The sequence below is a fragment of the Burkholderia sp. BCC1996 genome (genome assembly GCF_905339955.1).
GTDB lineage: Bacteria > Pseudomonadota > Gammaproteobacteria > Burkholderiales > Burkholderiaceae > Burkholderia.
This window is the reverse complement of the sequence record NZ_CAJPHM010000011.1, coordinates 200953-218397: the sequence shown is the minus strand read 5'-3', so window position 1 is coordinate 218397 and position 17445 is coordinate 200953. Positions and strand designations below refer to the sequence as shown.

20 protein-coding genes are annotated in these 17445 nt (G+C 68.9%); 7 read left to right on the top strand and 13 right to left on the bottom strand.

Translation table 11 applies throughout. The features are described 5' to 3' along the window. Positions 1-128: 128 nt before the first annotated feature. The 4 genes from U4Z64_RS18505 to U4Z64_RS18490 form a co-directional block, all read right to left on the bottom strand. Positions 129-569, bottom strand: a complete 441-nt coding sequence (locus U4Z64_RS18505; protein WP_124486109.1) for a hypothetical protein — start codon at positions 567-569, stop codon at positions 129-131. Positions 570-946: 377 nt separating this feature from the next. Continuing rightward, positions 947-1606, bottom strand: a complete 660-nt coding sequence (locus tag U4Z64_RS18500) for an isoprenylcysteine carboxylmethyltransferase family protein (RefSeq protein ID WP_321809885.1) — start codon at positions 1604-1606, stop codon at positions 947-949. A 166-nt stretch (positions 1607-1772) separates the two neighbouring features. Further along, positions 1773-1940, bottom strand: a complete 168-nt coding sequence (locus U4Z64_RS18495; RefSeq protein ID WP_185500310.1) for a hypothetical protein — start codon at positions 1938-1940, stop codon at positions 1773-1775. Positions 1941-2196: 256 nt separating this feature from the next. Then, positions 2197-2616, bottom strand: coding sequence for an HIT family protein (locus U4Z64_RS18490; RefSeq protein ID WP_321809886.1), 420 nt, complete (start codon positions 2614-2616; stop codon positions 2197-2199). A 289-nt stretch (positions 2617-2905) separates the two neighbouring features. Between U4Z64_RS18490 and U4Z64_RS18485 the strand changes: the two genes are divergently transcribed. Then, on the top strand, positions 2906-4081 hold the full coding sequence (locus tag U4Z64_RS18485; protein ID WP_321809887.1) for a hypothetical protein: 1176 nt from the start codon (positions 2906-2908) through the stop codon (positions 4079-4081). A gap of 203 nt (positions 4082-4284) precedes the next feature. Further along, complete coding sequence (locus U4Z64_RS18480; protein WP_321809888.1) at positions 4285-5688, top strand: serine hydrolase; 1404 nt, start codon at positions 4285-4287, stop codon at positions 5686-5688. A 66-nt stretch (positions 5689-5754) separates the two neighbouring features. On the opposite strand, the gene U4Z64_RS18475 is transcribed toward U4Z64_RS18480, so the two are convergent. The 4 genes from U4Z64_RS18475 to U4Z64_RS18460 form a co-directional block, all read right to left on the bottom strand. Beyond that, positions 5755-6378, bottom strand: a complete 624-nt coding sequence (locus U4Z64_RS18475) for a glutathione S-transferase family protein (protein WP_044848521.1) — start codon at positions 6376-6378, stop codon at positions 5755-5757. A gap of 141 nt (positions 6379-6519) precedes the next feature. Next, positions 6520-6990, bottom strand: a complete 471-nt coding sequence (locus U4Z64_RS18470) for a DUF2269 family protein (RefSeq protein WP_124666353.1) — start codon at positions 6988-6990, stop codon at positions 6520-6522. Further along, positions 6987-8237: an SDR family oxidoreductase gene (locus U4Z64_RS18465; protein WP_321809889.1), complete on the bottom strand. Its 1251-nt coding sequence runs from the start codon at positions 8235-8237 to the stop codon at positions 6987-6989. The genes U4Z64_RS18470 and U4Z64_RS18465 overlap by 4 nt, the downstream gene beginning before the upstream one ends. A 141-nt stretch (positions 8238-8378) precedes the next feature. Then, positions 8379-8912: a GbsR/MarR family transcriptional regulator gene (locus U4Z64_RS18460; protein WP_006760784.1), complete on the bottom strand. Its 534-nt coding sequence runs from the start codon at positions 8910-8912 to the stop codon at positions 8379-8381. Positions 8913-9118: 206 nt separating this feature from the next. Between U4Z64_RS18460 and fabV the strand changes: the two genes are divergently transcribed. Continuing rightward, complete coding sequence (gene fabV / locus U4Z64_RS18455; RefSeq protein ID WP_124529225.1) at positions 9119-10321, top strand: enoyl-ACP reductase FabV; 1203 nt, start codon at positions 9119-9121, stop codon at positions 10319-10321. 58 nt (positions 10322-10379) lie between these two features. Here fabV and U4Z64_RS18450 read toward each other — a convergent pair whose 3' ends face one another. Next, positions 10380-11084, bottom strand: a complete 705-nt coding sequence (locus U4Z64_RS18450) for an SDR family oxidoreductase (protein WP_044848517.1) — start codon at positions 11082-11084, stop codon at positions 10380-10382. Positions 11085-11421: 337 nt separating this feature from the next. On the opposite strand from U4Z64_RS18450, the gene U4Z64_RS18445 reads away from it, so the two are divergent. Continuing rightward, positions 11422-12006, top strand: coding sequence for a TetR/AcrR family transcriptional regulator (locus U4Z64_RS18445; RefSeq protein ID WP_321809890.1), 585 nt, complete (start codon positions 11422-11424; stop codon positions 12004-12006). A gap of 31 nt (positions 12007-12037) precedes the next feature. On the opposite strand, the gene U4Z64_RS18440 is transcribed toward U4Z64_RS18445, so the two are convergent. Next, positions 12038-12616 carry a membrane protein gene (locus U4Z64_RS18440; protein WP_044848515.1) on the bottom strand — a complete coding sequence of 193 codons (579 nt, stop codon included), beginning with the start codon at positions 12614-12616 and terminating at the stop codon, positions 12038-12040. 178 nt (positions 12617-12794) lie between these two features. Then, on the bottom strand, positions 12795-13325 hold the full coding sequence (locus U4Z64_RS18435) for a GNAT family N-acetyltransferase (RefSeq protein WP_321809891.1): 531 nt from the start codon (positions 13323-13325) through the stop codon (positions 12795-12797). A gap of 195 nt (positions 13326-13520) precedes the next feature. On the opposite strand from U4Z64_RS18435, the gene U4Z64_RS18430 reads away from it, so the two are divergent. From U4Z64_RS18430 to U4Z64_RS18420, 3 genes are all read left to right on the top strand, one after another. After that, positions 13521-13898, top strand: coding sequence for a metalloregulator ArsR/SmtB family transcription factor (locus U4Z64_RS18430; protein WP_321809892.1), 378 nt, complete (start codon positions 13521-13523; stop codon positions 13896-13898). Continuing rightward, on the top strand, positions 13861-14346 hold the full coding sequence (locus U4Z64_RS18425; protein ID WP_321809893.1) for an SRPBCC family protein: 486 nt from the start codon (positions 13861-13863) through the stop codon (positions 14344-14346). Before U4Z64_RS18430 ends, U4Z64_RS18425 begins: the two co-directional genes overlap by 38 nt. Positions 14347-14464: 118 nt before the next feature. Beyond that, on the top strand, positions 14465-14941 hold the full coding sequence (locus U4Z64_RS18420) for an SRPBCC family protein (RefSeq protein ID WP_044848511.1): 477 nt from the start codon (positions 14465-14467) through the stop codon (positions 14939-14941). Between the two features lie 29 nt (positions 14942-14970). Here the strand turns inward: U4Z64_RS18420 and U4Z64_RS18415 are convergent, their stop codons facing one another. Together U4Z64_RS18415 and U4Z64_RS18410 are read right to left on the bottom strand one after the other, a co-directional pair. Then, the gene (locus U4Z64_RS18415) at positions 14971-16101 is read right to left on the bottom strand and encodes an amidohydrolase family protein (protein WP_044848510.1); all 1131 of its coding nucleotides are present in this window, start codon (positions 16099-16101) and stop codon (positions 14971-14973) included. A gap of 1 nt (position 16102) precedes the next feature. After that, positions 16103-17410 (bottom strand): MFS transporter, encoded by a 1308-nt coding sequence (locus U4Z64_RS18410; protein ID WP_044848509.1) that lies wholly within the window; start codon positions 17408-17410, stop codon positions 16103-16105. Positions 17411-17445: the final 35 nt, after the last annotated feature.

Below are 17445 nucleotides of genomic sequence, written 5' to 3'. Positions count from 1 at the left end.
AAGGGGAGAAGGTGCCGGTCTTGCCGGCGACGGCCGCCCGGCTGAAGCTGCCGGGCCGGCTGTCGGAGGGTGCCACCGCGTCGGGCGCGCCGGTGCGCGAACCGCGCACCGTGCCGCGCCCGCGGGGATCAGTCCCAGTCGCGGTGATGGCGATGCTTGCGGTGACGATGGCCGCGATCGCCATAGTCGCCGCGGTCGTACGAGTTGCGCGACAGGTTGCCGCCGAGCGCCGCGCCGGCGCCGCCGCCGACGGCTGCGCCCAGCAGGCCGCCCGTGCGGCCGCCCATCGCGTTGCCGGCCGCGGTACCCGCGCCGCCGCCGAGTGCGCCGCCGATGATCGCGCCGGTGCGTTCGCGACGGTTCGACGTCACGGCACCACCCGCGCCGCCGCCGATCGCGCCGCCGATCACGGAGCCCGTGCTGCCGCCGACCGCGCCGCCGACCGCTGCGCCGGCAACCCCGCCGAGCGCGCCGCCAAGCGCGTTGTTCATGTCACCGGCCATTGCCGGCAGTGCGGTCGCGCCGGTCAGCACGGCGACGACGAGAGTGGGGGCGATTTTCTTCCACATTCCCGTATTCTTCCTTGTTCGCAATCTGGTTATTAAAGGTCCGCTCGTTACGACGATCTGAATCGATCGACGTCGATGCCGGCATTGTGCCGAATCCCGGACCAATTCATTTCAATGAGCTTGCGGCGAAGAATAGCATCGGTCGCGCCCCCTTGCCGTCGACATTCTGGTAACAAGTTGTTTACCGCAACGGGACCGGAAAAGGTTGCCGAAAACCGCCTGCAAAGCCCGCCGGTACGGGCTCCGGCCGTGGGCCGGCCGCACTCGAAGGAGGTGCCGGAAGCGCCCGTCGCGCGGGTTCGGACACACGTGGCAACACATCGCGGGTGCGCCACGAGCCGGCCGGGATCGACCGGGCCATCCAGGACGAACGAGGGTCAGTACACGCCCGGCAACAGCCGCCACGTGCGCGCGCAGTACGCGTCGTATTCGGCGCCGAATTGCGCGCGCAGCAACGCTTCCTCGGAACGGATGCGGGCGACCAGCGGGATCATCGTCAACGCGACGAGCAGCAGCCCGATGCCCGAGCGGAACGCGCACGCCCAGCCGGCCGCATTGACGAGCAGGCCGAGATAGCTCGGGTTGCGAATTCTCCGATAGATACCGTCCGTCACCAGCGTGTGGCCCGGCTGGATCGCGACGAGCCCGCTGAAGCGCTTGCCGAGCACGAACACGGGCCAGATGCGCAGCACGCCGCCCGCGACGTACAGCACGACGCCGGTCCAGCGCACCGTGTCGCCGCCGAAGGTCCATACGTCGAGCCGGTCGGTCAGCGCGGGCAGGTATGCGAGCAGGAACCCGCTGGCCGCAAAGGCCGCGAGCACCCAGCGGTTGTCGCGGTTCTCGCGTTCGCCGGCGCTCAGGTTGCCTTCGGTGAACAACGCGGCGACGGCCAGCGCGAGCGTCGCGACGGCAATGACGGTCAGTTGCGGATGCGAGAAGAAGGCGGCGAACCCGCCGATGCCGAGCACGGCGAGCCCGAGATAGACGAGCGTGGAGACGCTCGCCACGATTGCGACCTTGCGCGTAACGGCCATGGCTGCCTCGCCGGAGTGGGCTTTCCTGTGAAGTATAGGAACCCGGGCGGGCCATGCGCACGCGCGCCGTCATGCGGCGCGCGAGTCGTCCGTGCGGGAAGCGGCGGCCAAGCGTCGAACGACGGGGCCGCTCGACGTGCGGGCGGCGCCCGCGCCTGCCGCCCGGTCAGCGAATGCGGAAGTTGCCGCCGATGCCGACGCTGACGGGCGGTGCGTAATAGGCCGGCGCATAGCCGTAGTAGGCCGGCGCGGGCGCGTAGTAGCCGTAAGGCGGCGCGACATAGCAGCCGGACAGGCCGCCGATCAGCGCAAACGTGATGAGGATTTTGTACATGACTCGATTCCCGGCGAAGAGGGCACGTTGCATCTCGCGAAAACCGCGCCGTCGCAGCCTGCGACGGCCGGCGCGGAAGAGACAACCGGCCCTTCCCGTCGCTCGATGCGGCAATGCGCGGAGTCTAGCGCCGGGGCCACCGGGACACGTTTCGCGAGCGGTTACACGTGTTACGTGGTGTGACCGCTGAAACAGGCGCGCACGGCGTCGCGGCACGCGCCCGCTGGCGCCGCCCGAACCACGCGCCGTCTGCGCGTTACACGAAACGCGCGCGGATCCGCTCCGCGATCGATTCGAGCGTCGCCGCATCGGCGATGTCGCGCGCGTGCATCCGCAGCTCGACGCCTTCCCAGCGCGGAATCACGTGGAAATGCACGTGCGGGACCGTCTGGCCCGCCGCCGCGCCGTTGAACTGGCCGATGAACACGCCGTCCGGCCCGAGCGCCGCGCGCACGGCCGCCGCGACGCGCTGCGTCATGCGGATACCGGCCGCGGCCGCGTCGCCGGACAGCTCGAAGATCTGCGCGGCCGGCTCCTTCGGGATCACGAGCACGTGACCGTCGGCCTGCGGCATGAGATCCATGATCGCGAGGGTCGCGTCGTCTTCGGCGACCTTCACGCACGGCAGTTCGCCGCGCAGGATTCGGGCGAACGGGTTGTTGTTGTCGTAGGACATGGGCGTTTTCCGATGTTTGCGATTGCGGTTTGACTGGGAACGATGCCGGACGATTATCGGCCGACGGCGGTCCGGATTTCAACTTGTCAGGCCGTGTCGCCATGGCGGCGAACAATGCGCGCCGACTCGCGTGCAATGCCCGTCGCCGGATGGAATATCCGGCCGTCGCGATCCGTTTATTTCGAGTGCGGACTCGCACGTCAGGACCGCGGATCCGCGCCGGACATCCGCGCGCTGCGCAGGCCGGCAGCCGGGATGACTGCTCGCGATCATCAACCGGAGTCATGCCATGGACCCTCTCCCCTCCTGTCGTTCGCCCGCCCCGCCCGTGTTTGCCGTTCATCCGCCGATCCTCGCCCACGCCTGCCGCACGATGGCGCGCACGCTATGCCGCGCGGCTTGCGGCGCGGGACTGATCGCGTTGTCGTCGGCTTTCGCGTGGGCCGGCGGCGGCAATTCGATCCTGCCGGTCTCGTCGGTCACGGCGTCGACCGTGCCCGCCAACGGCGACGTCAATCCGTACGGCATCGCGTTCGTGCCGCGCGGCGTGCCGAGCTGGAGCACGCTGAAACCGGGCGACGTCGTCGTATCCAACTTCAACGCGGCATCGAACACGCAAGGCACCGGCACGACGGTCGTCAAGCTGTCGCCCGGCAAGACGCCGGCAACGTTCTTCCAGGGCAGCAATGTCGGCCTGACGACCGCGCTCGCGGTGCTGCGCAGCGGCTTCGTGCTGGTCGGCAACGTGCCGGCGCCGGACGGCAAGACCGTGGTCCCCCCGGGCTCGCTGCTCGTCATCGGTCCGCAAGGCAATCTCGTCACGCAACTGTCGAGCAGCACACTGCTCGACGGACCGTGGGACATGACCGTGATCGACCGCGGCCAGCGCGTGACCGCGTTCGTGTCGAACGTGCTGAACGGGACGGTCGCACGGATCGAGCTGATGATCGGCAGCGACGGCGTCAGGATGCTGCCGGGCTCGCAGATCATCGCATCGGGCTACGTGAACCGGACCGATCCCGCTGCGCTCGTCGTCGGCCCGACCGGCCTCGCGTACGATCCCGACATCGACGTCCTGTATGTCGCCTCGACCGGCGACAACGCGGTGTTCGCGATCCAGAATGCCGCGACGACGAATCGCAACAGCGGCGTCGGACGGATGATCTACTTCGATGCGGCTCACCTGCACGGCCCGCTCGCGCTGGCGCTCGCGCCGAACGGCCATCTCGTGACCGCGAACGGCGACGCGGTCAACCCCGACCCGCTGCAACCGAGCGAGATCGTTGAATTCACGGTGGACGGGCGCTTCGTCGCGCAGATGCAGGTCGATACCGTGCCGGGCGCGGCATTCGGGCTCGCGTTCGGGCGCGGCAGCAAAGGCCAGCCGGAATTCGCGGCCGTCGACGACAACACGAATACCGCGACGGTCTGGACACTGCGTTCGGACAACGGCAACGCACAATGACGCATCCCGCGAACGGGCCGCGTGCGGCCCGTTCGAACCTGCGCGATCGACACATGCGATTCGCAGACGCCGGGCACCATGCCGCCTGACCGACGCCGCCCGGCGTCACCCGCCCCCACGATTGCCACCGCTCGCGCGAACCTGCGACACTGCCGGATCGTTGCCATCGTTGCCGGCCGGCACGCCACCGAGGACGCTCGCGCATGACGATCCCCTTCAAATCGCTGATCCTGCGCGGTGCCGCCGTCGCGCTCGTCGCCGCGGCCGGCTACACCGGCTACATGCTGTCGCGGCTCGCGCCCATCGCGACGGGCTATGCCGCGAAGGCGCTGTGTTCGGGCGTGTTCGTGTCGGGCCGTCCGGCCGCGTCGGTGATCGACGTCGACATCATGGCCGGCGTGCATCCGCTGCTGAAGCTGGTGCGTCCGTCGATCGATCCCGAGCATCATCGTGCCGTCGCGACCTTCGCCGGGTTCGCGCAACGCGAGGCGGACTTCCGGCCCGGGCTCGGCTGCACGCTCGCGCTCGGACCGTCGCCCGGCGGGCTGCCGGCCGCGCTGCCGCCCGCCACCGATCCGCCGCCCACGCACGAAGCGGCGCCGGCCGCACCGCCCGCCGGCATCGACGCACGCAAGCTGCAGGCCGCGCTCGACCGCGCGTTCGACGAACCCGACCCGGCGCGACCGCGGCGCACCCGCGCGGTCGTCGTGATGTGGCGCGGCCAGGTGATCGCCGAACGCTATGCACCCGGCTTCGCGGCCGACACGCCGCTGCCCGGCTGGTCGATGACGAAGACCGTGACGGCCGCGCTGGCCGGCATGCTCGTCGCGCAGCACAAGCTGTCGCCGGACGCGTCGGCGCTGCTGCCCGAATGGCGCGACAGCGGCGACCTGCGCGCGGCGATTACGCTCGACGAGCTGCTGCGGATGACGAGCGGCCTGCAATTCAACGAGGACTACGACGACCCGCTGTCCGACGTCGCCGTGATGCTGTTCACGCAGCCGGACACCGCGCGTTTCGCGTCGGCCATGCCGCTCGCCGCGCAGCCCGGCACGCAGTGGTACTACTCGAGCGGCACGAGCGCGATCGTCGCGCGCGTGATGCGCGAGGCGATGGGCGGCAGCGAAGGCGACTACCTCGCGTTTCCGCGCCGCGCGCTGTTCGCGCCGCTCGGCATGCGCAGCGCGGTGTTCGAGCCCGATGCGGCCGGCACGCTCGGCAGCGCGTCGTTCATGTATGCGAGCGCGCGCGACTGGGCGCGCTTCGGGGAGCTTCTGCGGCAGGACGGGGTGTGGAACGGGCAGCGGCTGCTGCCGCAAGGCTGGGTGCGCTACCTGACGCGCGCGACGCCGCTGTCGACGCGCCAGGAATTCGGCGCGCATCTGTGGGTGAAGGTGCCGGAGCCGTTCAACGATCGCGATGCGCACGCGAGCCCGCTGCCCGTCGACGCGTTTCATGCGGTCGGCCACGAAGGCCAGTTCGTGAGCGTGGTGCCGAGTCGCGAGCTGGTGGTCGTGCGGCTCGGGCTGTCGCGGCCGGAATCCGCTTGGAATCACGAGGCGTTTCTCGCGCGCGTGCTCGAGGCCGTACCGGCATCGGGCTCGTGACGGCCGCGGCGCGGCGGCGCTGCGGCGGCAAATCACGCCGCCGCGCCGCGCGCGACATGCGATGCGTTACGGGTTCGCGCTGCCCGCGTACTGCTGGAAACCTTCGCGCGTCGCCAGGCGCTCGATGTAGCGCTTCACTGCCGGGAAATCCGGATGCTCGAACGGCGTGCCGAACCAGCGGTTCACCGACAGGCCGATCGGAATGTCCGCGAGCGTGAAGCGATCGCCGGCCACGAACGCGCCGGTCGCTTCGAGCTGCGCGTTCAGTATCTGCATGTGCTTCGTCCAGCCCGCGATCGACTGCGCGATCGCCGCCGGGTCCTGGTGATCGGGCGACTTGCGCACGAGGCCGAGGAACGCGCCGACCCACGAGCGGTTCAGGTCCGTGCCCTGCCAGTCGATCCACTGATCGACCCGCGCGCGCGCCTGCGGCTCGGCCGGATAGAGCGCGTCGCCGCCATAGCGGTTCGCGAGATAGCGGATGATCGTGTTCGACTCCCACAACACGAAGTCGTCGTCCTTGATGACCGGCACGAGGCCGTTCGGATTCAGCGCGAGGTAGGCCGGGTCGTTGGTCGTGCGAAAGCCCGCGCCCCAGTCTTCCTGTTCGAACGGCAGGTTCAGTTCGGTGCACAGCCACAGCACCTTGCGGACGTTGATGGACGGGATCTTGCCGAGGATGTGCAGCATGCAGGCTCCTTGTGAGGTCGAATGCGAAGCGTTCGGGAGGCGCGACACGGCCCGGACGCGCTCCCGTCGAAGTTATACACGAGCCCGCGAGAATCGACAGCGCGTCAGGCGAAATCGCCGTTTCAGGCCGCGCTGCCTCGCTCACATCGGCTTGAGCACCATCAGGAAATAAACGCTCAGCATCGCGAAGAACGCCGGATAGCCGAGCAGCTCCCAGCGCTTCGCATAGCGCCAGTACCGTTCCGGCAGCGCGGCATCGCCGTTCGCATGCGCGAGCTTCGCCATCGCGGCCAGTTCGATCTGCAGCCATACGACCGGCAGCCAGCACGCGCCCGCGACCGCATACAGCACGATCGACGCGACCAGCCACGGCGTCGTCCACGGCCAGCCGGCCGTATGCGCGAGCCACAGCCCGGATGCGGGCTGGAACAGCACGGCCGGCGTCGTGAACCACCAGTCCGCGCGCACGACGAGGCGCGACACGGCGGCAATCGCCGGCACCGAGCGCGTGCGGTTCGCGAAGAACAGGTAGAACGCGGTGCCGAAACCCGTGCCGACCATCAGCACCGAGGACAGGATATGCAGCGTCTTGATCACGAGATAGGTGTTCATGCGTGTTCTTCTGAAAAGAGGATCAACAAGATCGCCAGAATCGGCACGTTCTTGAGCACGGGGCCGAACGGCTCGGCGAGCAGGCCGGGCATCGTGACCGCGATGACGGCCGAATACGCGACGATCAGCGCGCCTTGCGCGGCCCACAGCCGGCGGGACGGCGCGACGACGGTCGCCACGCCGAACGCGAAGTCCAGCGCGCTGGCCGCGTAGAGCGCGATCAGCGCGGGCAGCCCGGTCAGGTGCGCGCGGGCGAGCATCGCGAGGCTGTCGTGCCGCGGATGGATGAACGCGCTGACGATGGCCGTCCAGATCCAGACGATCGCGAGCGCGCCCAGCAGCAGCGGCCGCCGCCACATCGCGAGCGCGTCGCGGCGCAGTGCGGGCGCGTCCGCGCCGATGAAATGCCGCAGCCCGCGCGGCGGCCGGCCGAGCACGGCCGCGAGCGCCGCGGGATCGCCGGTGTTGCCGCCGCGCAGCATCGTCCACGTGTCGCGGGTCAGCATCGCGCCCGGCAGCGCGCCGAGCAGCGCGGCCGCCGCCCCGACCAGCGGGCCCGGCAGCGCGATGCGCGCCGCCTGCGGGAAGCCCAGCGCGGCGCGATAGACGCTCAGCATCTCGCGATACTCGACTTCGTCGCTGCCGACCGCGTCGATGACCGGATTGCCGGCCGCCGGCGCATCGACGAGCCGCGCGACGAGTTCGGCGAGATCGTCGATGTGCACGGGGCGCAGCCGCTGATGGCCGCCCGCCGGCAATGCGTGCACGGGCAGGCTCGCGAGCATCCGGAAGAACCGTGCCGACGTGCCGGAAGCGCCGTAGACGAGCGCCGGGCGCACGATCCGGTAATCGAGCGGCAGCGTCCGCAGGAAGGTGTCGGCTGCGTATTTGCTGGCGAAATACGGCGTGTCGCCGCGCTCGACGCCCAGCGCCGAGATCTGGATCACGCGTCGCACGCGGGCACGACAGCACGCGGTGAAGAGCGCGCAGGGCGCCGCGCGATGCACGGTGTCGAACGTCGCGTCACGCCGGTCCGCAAGGATCCCGACCGCATTGATCACCACGTCGACGCCGTCGAGCCGGGCGAGCCACGCATCGGGATCGACGTCCTTCGTGAAGTCGATCGCGACGTCGTGCGGGCCGACCGCATGCCGCACGCCGCGCAGCACGCGATGGCCGCCGGCTTCGAGCCGCGCGCCCAGCGCCCGCCCGATGAAGCCGTTCGCGCCGCAGACGAGGATGTTCATGTCGCACTCCACGGTGCGGCATGCCGGCGGGTCGATCGCGATGCCCTGTTCATTTTCGCCCTCTATCTACAGTTATTTCTGTAAAGACAGAAATTTCACTTTCAAAAAAAGCGGGCTGCGTGCCCGCACGTCCGGTACCGCTTACTTCGACGACTTGCGCCTGACCGTCTGGCTGATCTTCGCGCCGATGCCGAGCGCCTTCATCAGCGTGTCGGGCTTGAGCCGCAGCATCTCGTCCGACCAGGTCGTGAGCGTCTCGACGAACTGCAGCGTGTCGCGGATGCGCTGTTCGGTTTCGCGGCTCTCGTCGGCGATCTCCGGGCTCGTCAGGCAATCGCGCAGCACCGTGAGCGTCGGTTCGATCTCGCGCTGCCGCCGCCCTTCGACGATCAGCTTGAACAGTTCCCAGATGTCGGTCGACGTCTCGAAATGGTCGCGCCGGTCGCCCAGCACGTGCACGACCTTCGCGAGCCGCCATGCCTGCAGTTCCTTCAGGCTCGTGCTGACGTTGGAACGCGCGACGTTGAGCGTCTCGGCGATCTCGTCGGCCGCAACCGGCCGGCCGGCCAGGTACAGCAGCGCGTGAATCTGCGAGACGGTGCGGTTGACGCCCCAGCGCGAGCCCATTTCGCCCCAGTGGAGGATGAATCGTTCGGCAATCGGTGTGAGTTCCATGTCGGGGAATTTAGTTTTTTCAGTTATTTCTGTCAAGAGAGAAATATCGGGCGGCGACGCGAATGGCTGCCTCGACCGTCCCGCCCGCGGGCGACTGCGACCGCGGCCACGGCTCACCTTTCCCGCCGTTGCGCCCGCTTCCATTACAATGCGCGGGATTTTTCCGATTTCAGGCCGTCCGCGCCTTTCTGACTAGAGGTTCTCCCATGATCATCAAACCGCGCGTGCGTGGCTTCATCTGCGTGACGACTCATCCGGTCGGCTGCGAAGCCAACGTCAAGGAACAGATCGACTACGTGACTTCGCACGGCCCGATCGCCAACGGTCCGAAGAAGGTGCTCGTGATCGGCGCGTCGACCGGCTACGGCCTCGCCGCCCGGATCTCGGCCGCATTCGGCTCGGGCGCGGACACGCTGGGCGTGTTCTTCGAGCGCGCCGGCAGCGAGACGAAGCCGGGCACCGCCGGCTGGTACAACAGCGCCGCGTTCGAGAAATTCGCCGCCGAAAAGGGGCTCTATGCGCGCAGCATCAACGGCGACGCCTTCTCCGACAAGGTCAAGCAGATCACGATCGACACCATCAAGCAGGATCTCGGCAAGGTCGACCTGGTCGTCTACAGCCTCGCGGCACCGCGCCGCACGCACCCGAAGACGGGCGAAACGATCAGCTCGACGCTGAAGCCGGTCGGCAAGTCGGTCACGTTCCGCGGCCTCGACACCGACAAGGAAGTGATCCGCGAAGTGTCGCTCGAGCCGGCGACGCAGGAAGAGATCGACGGCACCGTCGCCGTGATGGGCGGCGAGGACTGGCAGATGTGGATCGACGCGCTCGATGAAGCCGGCGTGCTGGCCGACGGCGCGAAGACGACCGCGTTCACGTATCTCGGCGAGCAGATCACGCACGACATCTACTGGAACGGCTCGATCGGCGAAGCGAAGAAGGATCTCGACAAGAAGGTGCTGTCGATCCGCGACAAGCTGGCCGCGCATGGCGGCGACGCGCGCGTGTCGGTGCTGAAGGCCGTCGTCACGCAGGCGAGCTCGGCGATCCCGATGATGCCGCTCTACCTGTCGCTGCTGTTCAAGGTGATGAAGGAAAAGGGCACGCACGAAGGCTGCATCGAGCAGGTGTACGGGCTCCTGAAGGACAGCCTGTACGGCGCGACGCCGCACATCGACGAGGAAGGCCGTCTGCGCGCGGACTACAAGGAGCTCGACCCGCAAGTGCAGGACAAGGTCGTCGCGATGTGGGACAAGGTCACGAACGAGAACCTGTACGAAATGACCGACTTCGCGGGCTACAAGACGGAATTCCTGCGCCTGTTCGGCTTCGAGATCGCCGGCGTCGACTACGACGCGGACGTGAACCCGGACGTGAAGATCCCGGGCATCATCGACACGACGGTCTGACGAAACGCCCCGCCGCCGCGCTCATCGAGCGGGCGGCGGGGTCGCGTTGCCGGCTGCGTCAACGCGGCGCCGGCTCCTCCAGATAGACGCCCGACGACAGCGTGGCCTTCACCTGCCGCGTGAACTCGTCGGTCGACACTTCCTCCTCCCCTGCTTCGATTGCCTCGTACGCCTGGCGCACGACGTCGGCCGGCGTGGCCTTCGGCACGTCGAGGCCGGCCGTCAGGTCGGTATCGATGAACCCCGCATGCAGCCCGACGACCTGCGTATGCTGTTCGCGCAGCGAATGCCGCAGCCCGTTGGTCAGCGCCCACGCGGCCGACTTCGACACGCCGTAGCCCGACAGGATCGGCCGGTTCACCCAGCTCGCGACCGACAGCACGTTCAGGATCGCGCCGCCGCCGTGGCCGGCCAGCGTTCCCGCGAAGGCGCGCGACATCGCCAGCATTCCGAACACGTTGGTTTCGAAGTGATCGCGCAACGCGTCGAGCGCGCCGTCGTCGGTCAGGCTGCCGAGTCGTGCGATGCCCGCGTTGTTGATCAGCAGCGTGACGTCGCGCGCGATATCGGCGGCCGCGGCGACCGTCGCCGGATCGGTCACGTCGAGCCTCACGGGCACCACGCCCGGCAGCGTCACGCTGGCCGGATCGCGCGCGCCCGCATAGACCTTGCGCGCCCCGCGTTCGAGCGCCTGCTTCGCGAACTCGCGGCCGAGCCCGCGGTTCGCGCCCGTGACGAACACCACTGCACCTTCGATCTTCATGCTCGTTCCTTTCGGAGAAAGGATCCCGCTCGCGCCGGTTCGCCGCGCGCCCGGGATCCGGTGATAAACCACGCCGCCATCGCGGACCGAACCGTTGCTCCGCCGGTGCCGTGCCGGAAGCCGCGCAGTCCGCCGCCCACGCCACGCCGCACCGGGACCGATATCCATCCGTGCCGCGCCGGTCGCTTCGCTTCATTCGCGAAGTCGGCTACACTCGATGTCAATGTCGATCACCATTGTCTTTGCGGTGCATTGTGTCAGCGCGATTTCGACACGTCAATGGCGATCACCATTGTGTTTTTCAATCGACGCAATTGCCGGAATGAGGGAGGGATCGATGGGCGTCTCGAGACAACAGGCCGCCGAAAACCGCAACGCGATCGTCGCGGCCGCCGAGCGGCTGTTCCGGGTGCGCGGTGTCGACGCGGTGGGGTTGACGGAGTTGATGAAGGAAGCCGGCTTCACGCAGGGCGGCTTCTACAACCACTTCAAATCGAAGGATGCGCTGGTCGCCGCGGTGATGGAGAAAGCGATCCAGGACCGCGCGGATTCACCGAACGCCGGCAACGTCGCGAAGCAGGCGACGGCGTACCTGTCGGCCGCGCATCGCGACAACGTCGAAGCCGGTTGCCCGCTGTCGGGTTTCGCGGGCGATGCCCCCCGGCTAACCGACGCGGCGCGCGCGTGCTACGCGCACGGCGCCGCCGCGTATCTCGACCGGCTGGAACGGATGGTGGCCGCCGAAGGCCCGGCCGCGGCGGACACGCGCCGCGACGCGATCGCCGTCTTCAGCCAGATGGTCGGTGCGCTCGTGCTGTCGCGCGCGATCGCCGGCACCGATCCGGCGCTGGCCGACGAGATCCTCGACGCGGGTCGGCGCACGCTCGGCGCGCAGCCCGACGATCCGGCCGTACCGGCGTAGCGGCACGACGGGCGCCGGTCGCGCGCGATCGCTATTGCACGGCCCTGGCGGCATCCCACAACGGCCGCTGGCCGAGCGCCGCATGCCACGCCGCGAATTGCGTGCGCCACGACTCGAACGGCTCCGACAGCGGATGACGCGGATCGTCGCTCAACGCATACGCCATCCCCTCGATCAGCCAGCGCGGCTTGGTCGCGACCGCGAGGTTGCCGAGCACTTCGGCCTGCCGGTGGTGGATCAGCTCGTGGGCGAGAAAGTAGGTCTGCCAGCCGCGCGGCGCGACGACCACGCCGAAATCCCCGAGCGTCAGTGCGGCGCGTTCGCCGAGACCGAACTGGTCGGCGCACGCGCGCGTCGAGCAGAACACGACGCGCGGCGCGTCGCGAAACGGGCCGACGGCCGCGGCCGCGCGCGCGTAGCCGTCGCGATAGAGCTGCTGCGCGATGCCGAGCTTCGCGGCATCGTCGGTGCAGATGTCCGCGCTCGGGCATGACACGCCGGGCAGCAGCGCGGGCGCGACGACGCGCAGCGGCTTGACGAGCGCGTAGGCGGCGATCGGCACCGCGACGAGCAGGCCCGTGAGGGCGAAGGCGATACGGGAGCGTTTCATCGAGGCGGCAATTCCGTTGGCGTGGCGGTGACGTGTTCCAGCACGAATATATCGGAGCCGCGGCGGCGCCGGCCGGCTTTTCTGGTTCGCCCGGCTTCCGGCGGCGGTACTGCCGCGCCGCCGCGCCGCCGCGCATGCGCGCCGGTCGCGACCCGGATCGCGACCGCATCCGGCCCCATTACGCGAGCTGCTTGTGAAAATACGTCGTCGCGCACAACGCGCCGTCGGGCATCAGCGCATAGTTCGGCACGACGCCTACGCGCTGCCAGCCGGCCCGCTCGTACAGGCGCTCGGCATCGCCGCCCGTCACGGTGTCGAGCACGAGCACGGTCTTGCCGGCGGCGCGCGCGGCGTCGTCGGCAGCCGCCATCAGCCGCGCAGCGACGCCCTGCCGGCGCGCATGACGCGACACGAGCATCTTCGCGAGGTCCGCTCGATGCGGCTGGTTCTCCGGCTGCGCGGTCACGAGTTGCACGGTGCCGACGATCCGGCCGGCCGCGTCCTCGGCGATCAGCAGGATGCGCTCGCCGCTCGCGACGCCGTCGGCCACCCGCGTCCAGAACGCGACGGCCGTCGAGCGTTCGATCGGCAACATGAAGCTGACGGACGCGCCGCCTTCGACGCAATCGATCAGCACGTCGGCCAGCGCGTCGATGCAGGCGCGGGCTTCGCTCGCGTCGACACGGCGGACGGTCACAGGTTCTGTCATACCCTCTCCGGAAATCAGGCGGAGCACGCGTTCGGCCGACGTGCGCCCGGATCGAATGGAATGCCGCCGTGTTGCTGATACATGCGAAACGGCGGCGGATGCCCGGCAACACGACGCCCGGCCCGGTCGGCGGGTGTTACCTCCCCATCATCCTAAGCGACGAAAATTCCCGTTGCATTGCCTATACTTAGCCGCATGGCTAACTTTGAACCCGGCATCAACGACGTATTCCAGGCGCTCGCCGATCCGACGCGCTGCGCGATCGTCAGCGCGCTCGGCAACGGCGTGCGGACCGTTTCGGAACTGGCCGCGCCGTTCGACATGGCGCTGCCGTCGCTGATGAAGCATGTCGCGGTGCTCGAGCGCAGCGGCCTCGTCACGACCCGGAAAACCGGCCGCACGCGCACCTGCGAGCTGGTCGGCGGCCGGCTGGCCGAAGCCGAGCAGTGGCTCGCCGCGCAGCGCGCGCTGTGGGAAGCGCGCGCCGATCGTCTCGTGGAATTCGTCGAACGCCGTCACCAGGAGGAGCACGCGCATGTCAACCCGCCACGTCGACCCCGCCGAAGCTCATGACCTCGTCATCACGCGCACGCTGCATGCGCCGCGCCAGGCGCTCTGGCGCGCGTGGACCGATCCCGAACTGCTGAAGGAATGGTGGTGCCCGAAACCGTGGACCACCGAAGTCCGCGCGTTCGACCTGCGCCCGGGCGGCGCCTTCCACACGTTCATGCGCGGCCCCGACGGCGGCACGAGCGACAACCCCGGGTGCTTCCTCGACATCGTGCCGGAAGCGCGCATCGCGTTCACGTCGATGCTCGCGGGCGGCTGGCGGCCGCAGGTGCCGTGGCTGGGCTTCACGGCGATCATCACGATGGCGGATGACGCCGCCGGTTGCCGCTACGACGCGCGCGTGATGCATCCCGACGCCGCGACGCGCGAGCGCCACGAGGCCCTCGGCTTCTTCGACGGCTGGAACACCTGCATCACGCAGCTCGACGAATTCGCGTCCGCATTGCGCTGAATACGCACGTGCGCGGGCCATTGCATGCCGCCGCGCGCGCGCCTAGGATTCCTGAAGGAAGCGTGACGACACGCCGGCATCCGGCGTGCACCGTCGCGCGCGCTCCGCGGGAGGCCACATGCTGCAGATGCACACGCATTCGACCCGGGTCAGCCGGCACCTGAACGCACCGCGCGGGCGCGTCTATCGCGCGCTGCTCGATCCGCACGCCGTCGAACAATGGAAGGTGCCGGACGGCATGACGTGCCGCGTGCTCGCCTACGACGCGCGCGAAGGCGGCGCGCTGCGCGTGTCGCTGAGCTACGACGAACCGTCGGACGGCACCGGCAAGACCACCGCGCACACCGACACCTATCACGGCCGCTTCGTGACGCTCGTGCCCGACGAACGGATCGTCGAAATCGACGTGTTCGAAACCGACGATCCGATGCTGCGCGGCGCGATGACGATCACGATCACGCTGTCCGACGAAGCTGGCGGCACACGCGTCGACGCGGTGCACGACGGTGTGCCGCCCGGCGTGCCGGCGGCCGACAACGAGACCGGCTGGCGCATGGCGCTCGCCCGGCTGGCGGCGCTGGTCGAGACGGGCTAGCTGGCACGACGCGACGTGCGCGGTACGCGTCAACCGAGCCGGTACGCGTGCGAGACGGTCCCGCGGAACAGCGCATCGCGCTCGTCCGGGCTCGCGTGTGCGGTCAGCCGCTTGAACGCGTTCCAGCCGTTCACGTACGAATACGAGCCCTTGTCGACCGGAAAATTGCTCTCGAACATGCAGCGTTTCGCGCCGAACGCCTCGATGCACGTGAGCATCCACGGCTTCCACGCGGCGGCGAGCTGTTCGGACGACGGCGGCCGCGTGCCCTTCTCGAAATCGAACCCGTTGATCCGCATGCCGAGGCCCCCGACCTTCACGAATACGTTCGGCAGCTGCGCGAGTTCGCGCATCGATGCCGACCAGCGCTGGAAGACTTCCGGCCGCTGGTCCGCGTAGCTCGCGATCCGCACGACGCCGCCGCAGTGATTGACGACGATCCGCGTGTCGGGGTTCGCCTTCGCCAGATCGAACAGCTCGGGCAATTGAGGAAAGAACAGCCACGCGTCGTACGACAGTCCGAGCGGCGCGAGTTGCGCGACGCCGGCCCGGTACGCGGGGTCTAGCAGCAGCCCGCGCGGCACCGCCGACAACGGGTTGGCGAGCGACGGATCGGCATCCCAGGTGCTCAGGTGTCGAACGCCGCGAAAGCGTCCGCGACCCGCGTCGACATGCGCTTCGAGCACGTCGCGCACGCGCTCGCCCAGCCGCAGGTCCGCGTGCCCGACGATGCCTTTCGCGACGGCCGGGCCGCTGCGTTGCAGCGGCTCCGTCACGCCGGCGACGTAGGCCGTCTCGCCGACCGGCTTCAGTTCGGCCGGGCCCGCGTCGCGATAGCGCGTCAGCGCCTGCATGTAGACGGATGCCTGGACGTTGTGGCCGGATCGCGCGTCCTGCAGATAGTCGTCGAGCATGTAGATCCAGCCCGGCCGCTCGTAGAAGTGATGATGCGCGTCCACGATCGGCAGATCCGGATCGAGTGCGGGTTCGAGCGCAGATGCGAGCCAGTCGCTTCGCACTGCGAGATAGTTGCCTTGGGTCGTCATGCGGGAAGGTCCGTTTTCAGCCGGCGCGCGCGTATCGGCCCATGCAGGGAGCGCGAGCGATGCGGCGGCCGCACCGAGCAACCGGCGTCGTTTGATCGAAATGGTCGCATCCATGTCATTCGCTCCGGTCGAATGCGTACAGCGACAGCGTGAGCAGCGTTGTGATCGCCAGCACGATCGCGAGGCCGAGCATCCCGGCCGTGAAGGTGCCGAAGCCGTCCTTCAGGTAGCCGACGAGATAAGGGCCCGCGAATCCGCCGAGCGCGCCGATCGAATTGATCAGCGCGAGCCCGCCGGCCGCCGCCTGGCCGGACAGGAAGCGCGAAGGCAGCGTATAGAAGATCGTGCGGCCGGCAATCGTGCCGATCAGCGCGAGCGTGATGCCGACGAGTGCGGGCCCGAGCGTCAGGAAGTGGGTCGACACGCCGAGCGCCACCGCGCCGATGGCCAGCCCGATCGCCAGGTTCGCGACCGGGCCGCCGCGCCGGTCCACCCGCTTCGCCCACCACAGCAGCGCGACGGTCGCGAAGAAGTACGGCACCGCGGAAAGCCAGCCCGTCTGCATCGTCGACATGCCGTGTGCCTTGAGCATCTGCGGCAACCAGATGCCGATCCCGTAAGAACCCATCGTGAAGCCGAACGAGATCAGCGCGAGCACGTACACGCGCACGTCGCGCAGCGCGACGCCGAAGTGCTTCTTGCGGCCGGCGGCCGCGCCTTCGCGCTCGAACGCGCGCTGCAGCGCGGCACGCTCGTCGCTCGACAGCCACGCGGCATCCGCGGGCGAATCGGACAGCAGCTTCAGCACGAAAAAGCCGAGCGCGCACGCGGGCAGCCCTTCGACGATGAACATCCACTTCCAGCCCGCAAGGCCGAGCGCGCCGTCGAGTTGCAGCAGCCACGTCGACAACGGGCCGCCGATCAGCGACGACAGCGGTGTCGACACGGTGAACCACGCGAGCACCCGCGTGCGGTAGCTCGCCGGAAACCACACGGCGAGGAAGAAGATCACGCCCGGAAAGAACCCGGCTTCGCCGATGCCGAGCAGCAGCCGGATCGCATAGAAACTCGTCGGCCCGGTCGCGAGCGCGGTCGCCGCCGCCATCAGCCCCCACGTGATCATGATGCGCGCGAGCCAGCGCCGCGCACCGAAGCGATACAGCGCGAGATTGCTCGGCACCTCGAACACGCAATAGCCGGCGAACATGATCCCCGCGCCCCAGCCGAACTGCGTCGCGGTCAAGCCGAGATCGCGGTTCATCGTCAGCGCCGCGAACCCGACGCTCGTGCGGTCGAGGTAGTTGAAGAAGTACGCGAGCGCGAGCAGCGGAATGAAACGCCACGCGGCCTTGCGCACGGCCCGTTGCTCGATCGACGCGTCGGTTTCGCGATCGGCGGCCAGCGCCGGGGAAGCGGATGTCATGGTTGTCTCCGTGGATACGGCGCTCCTCGCCCGCG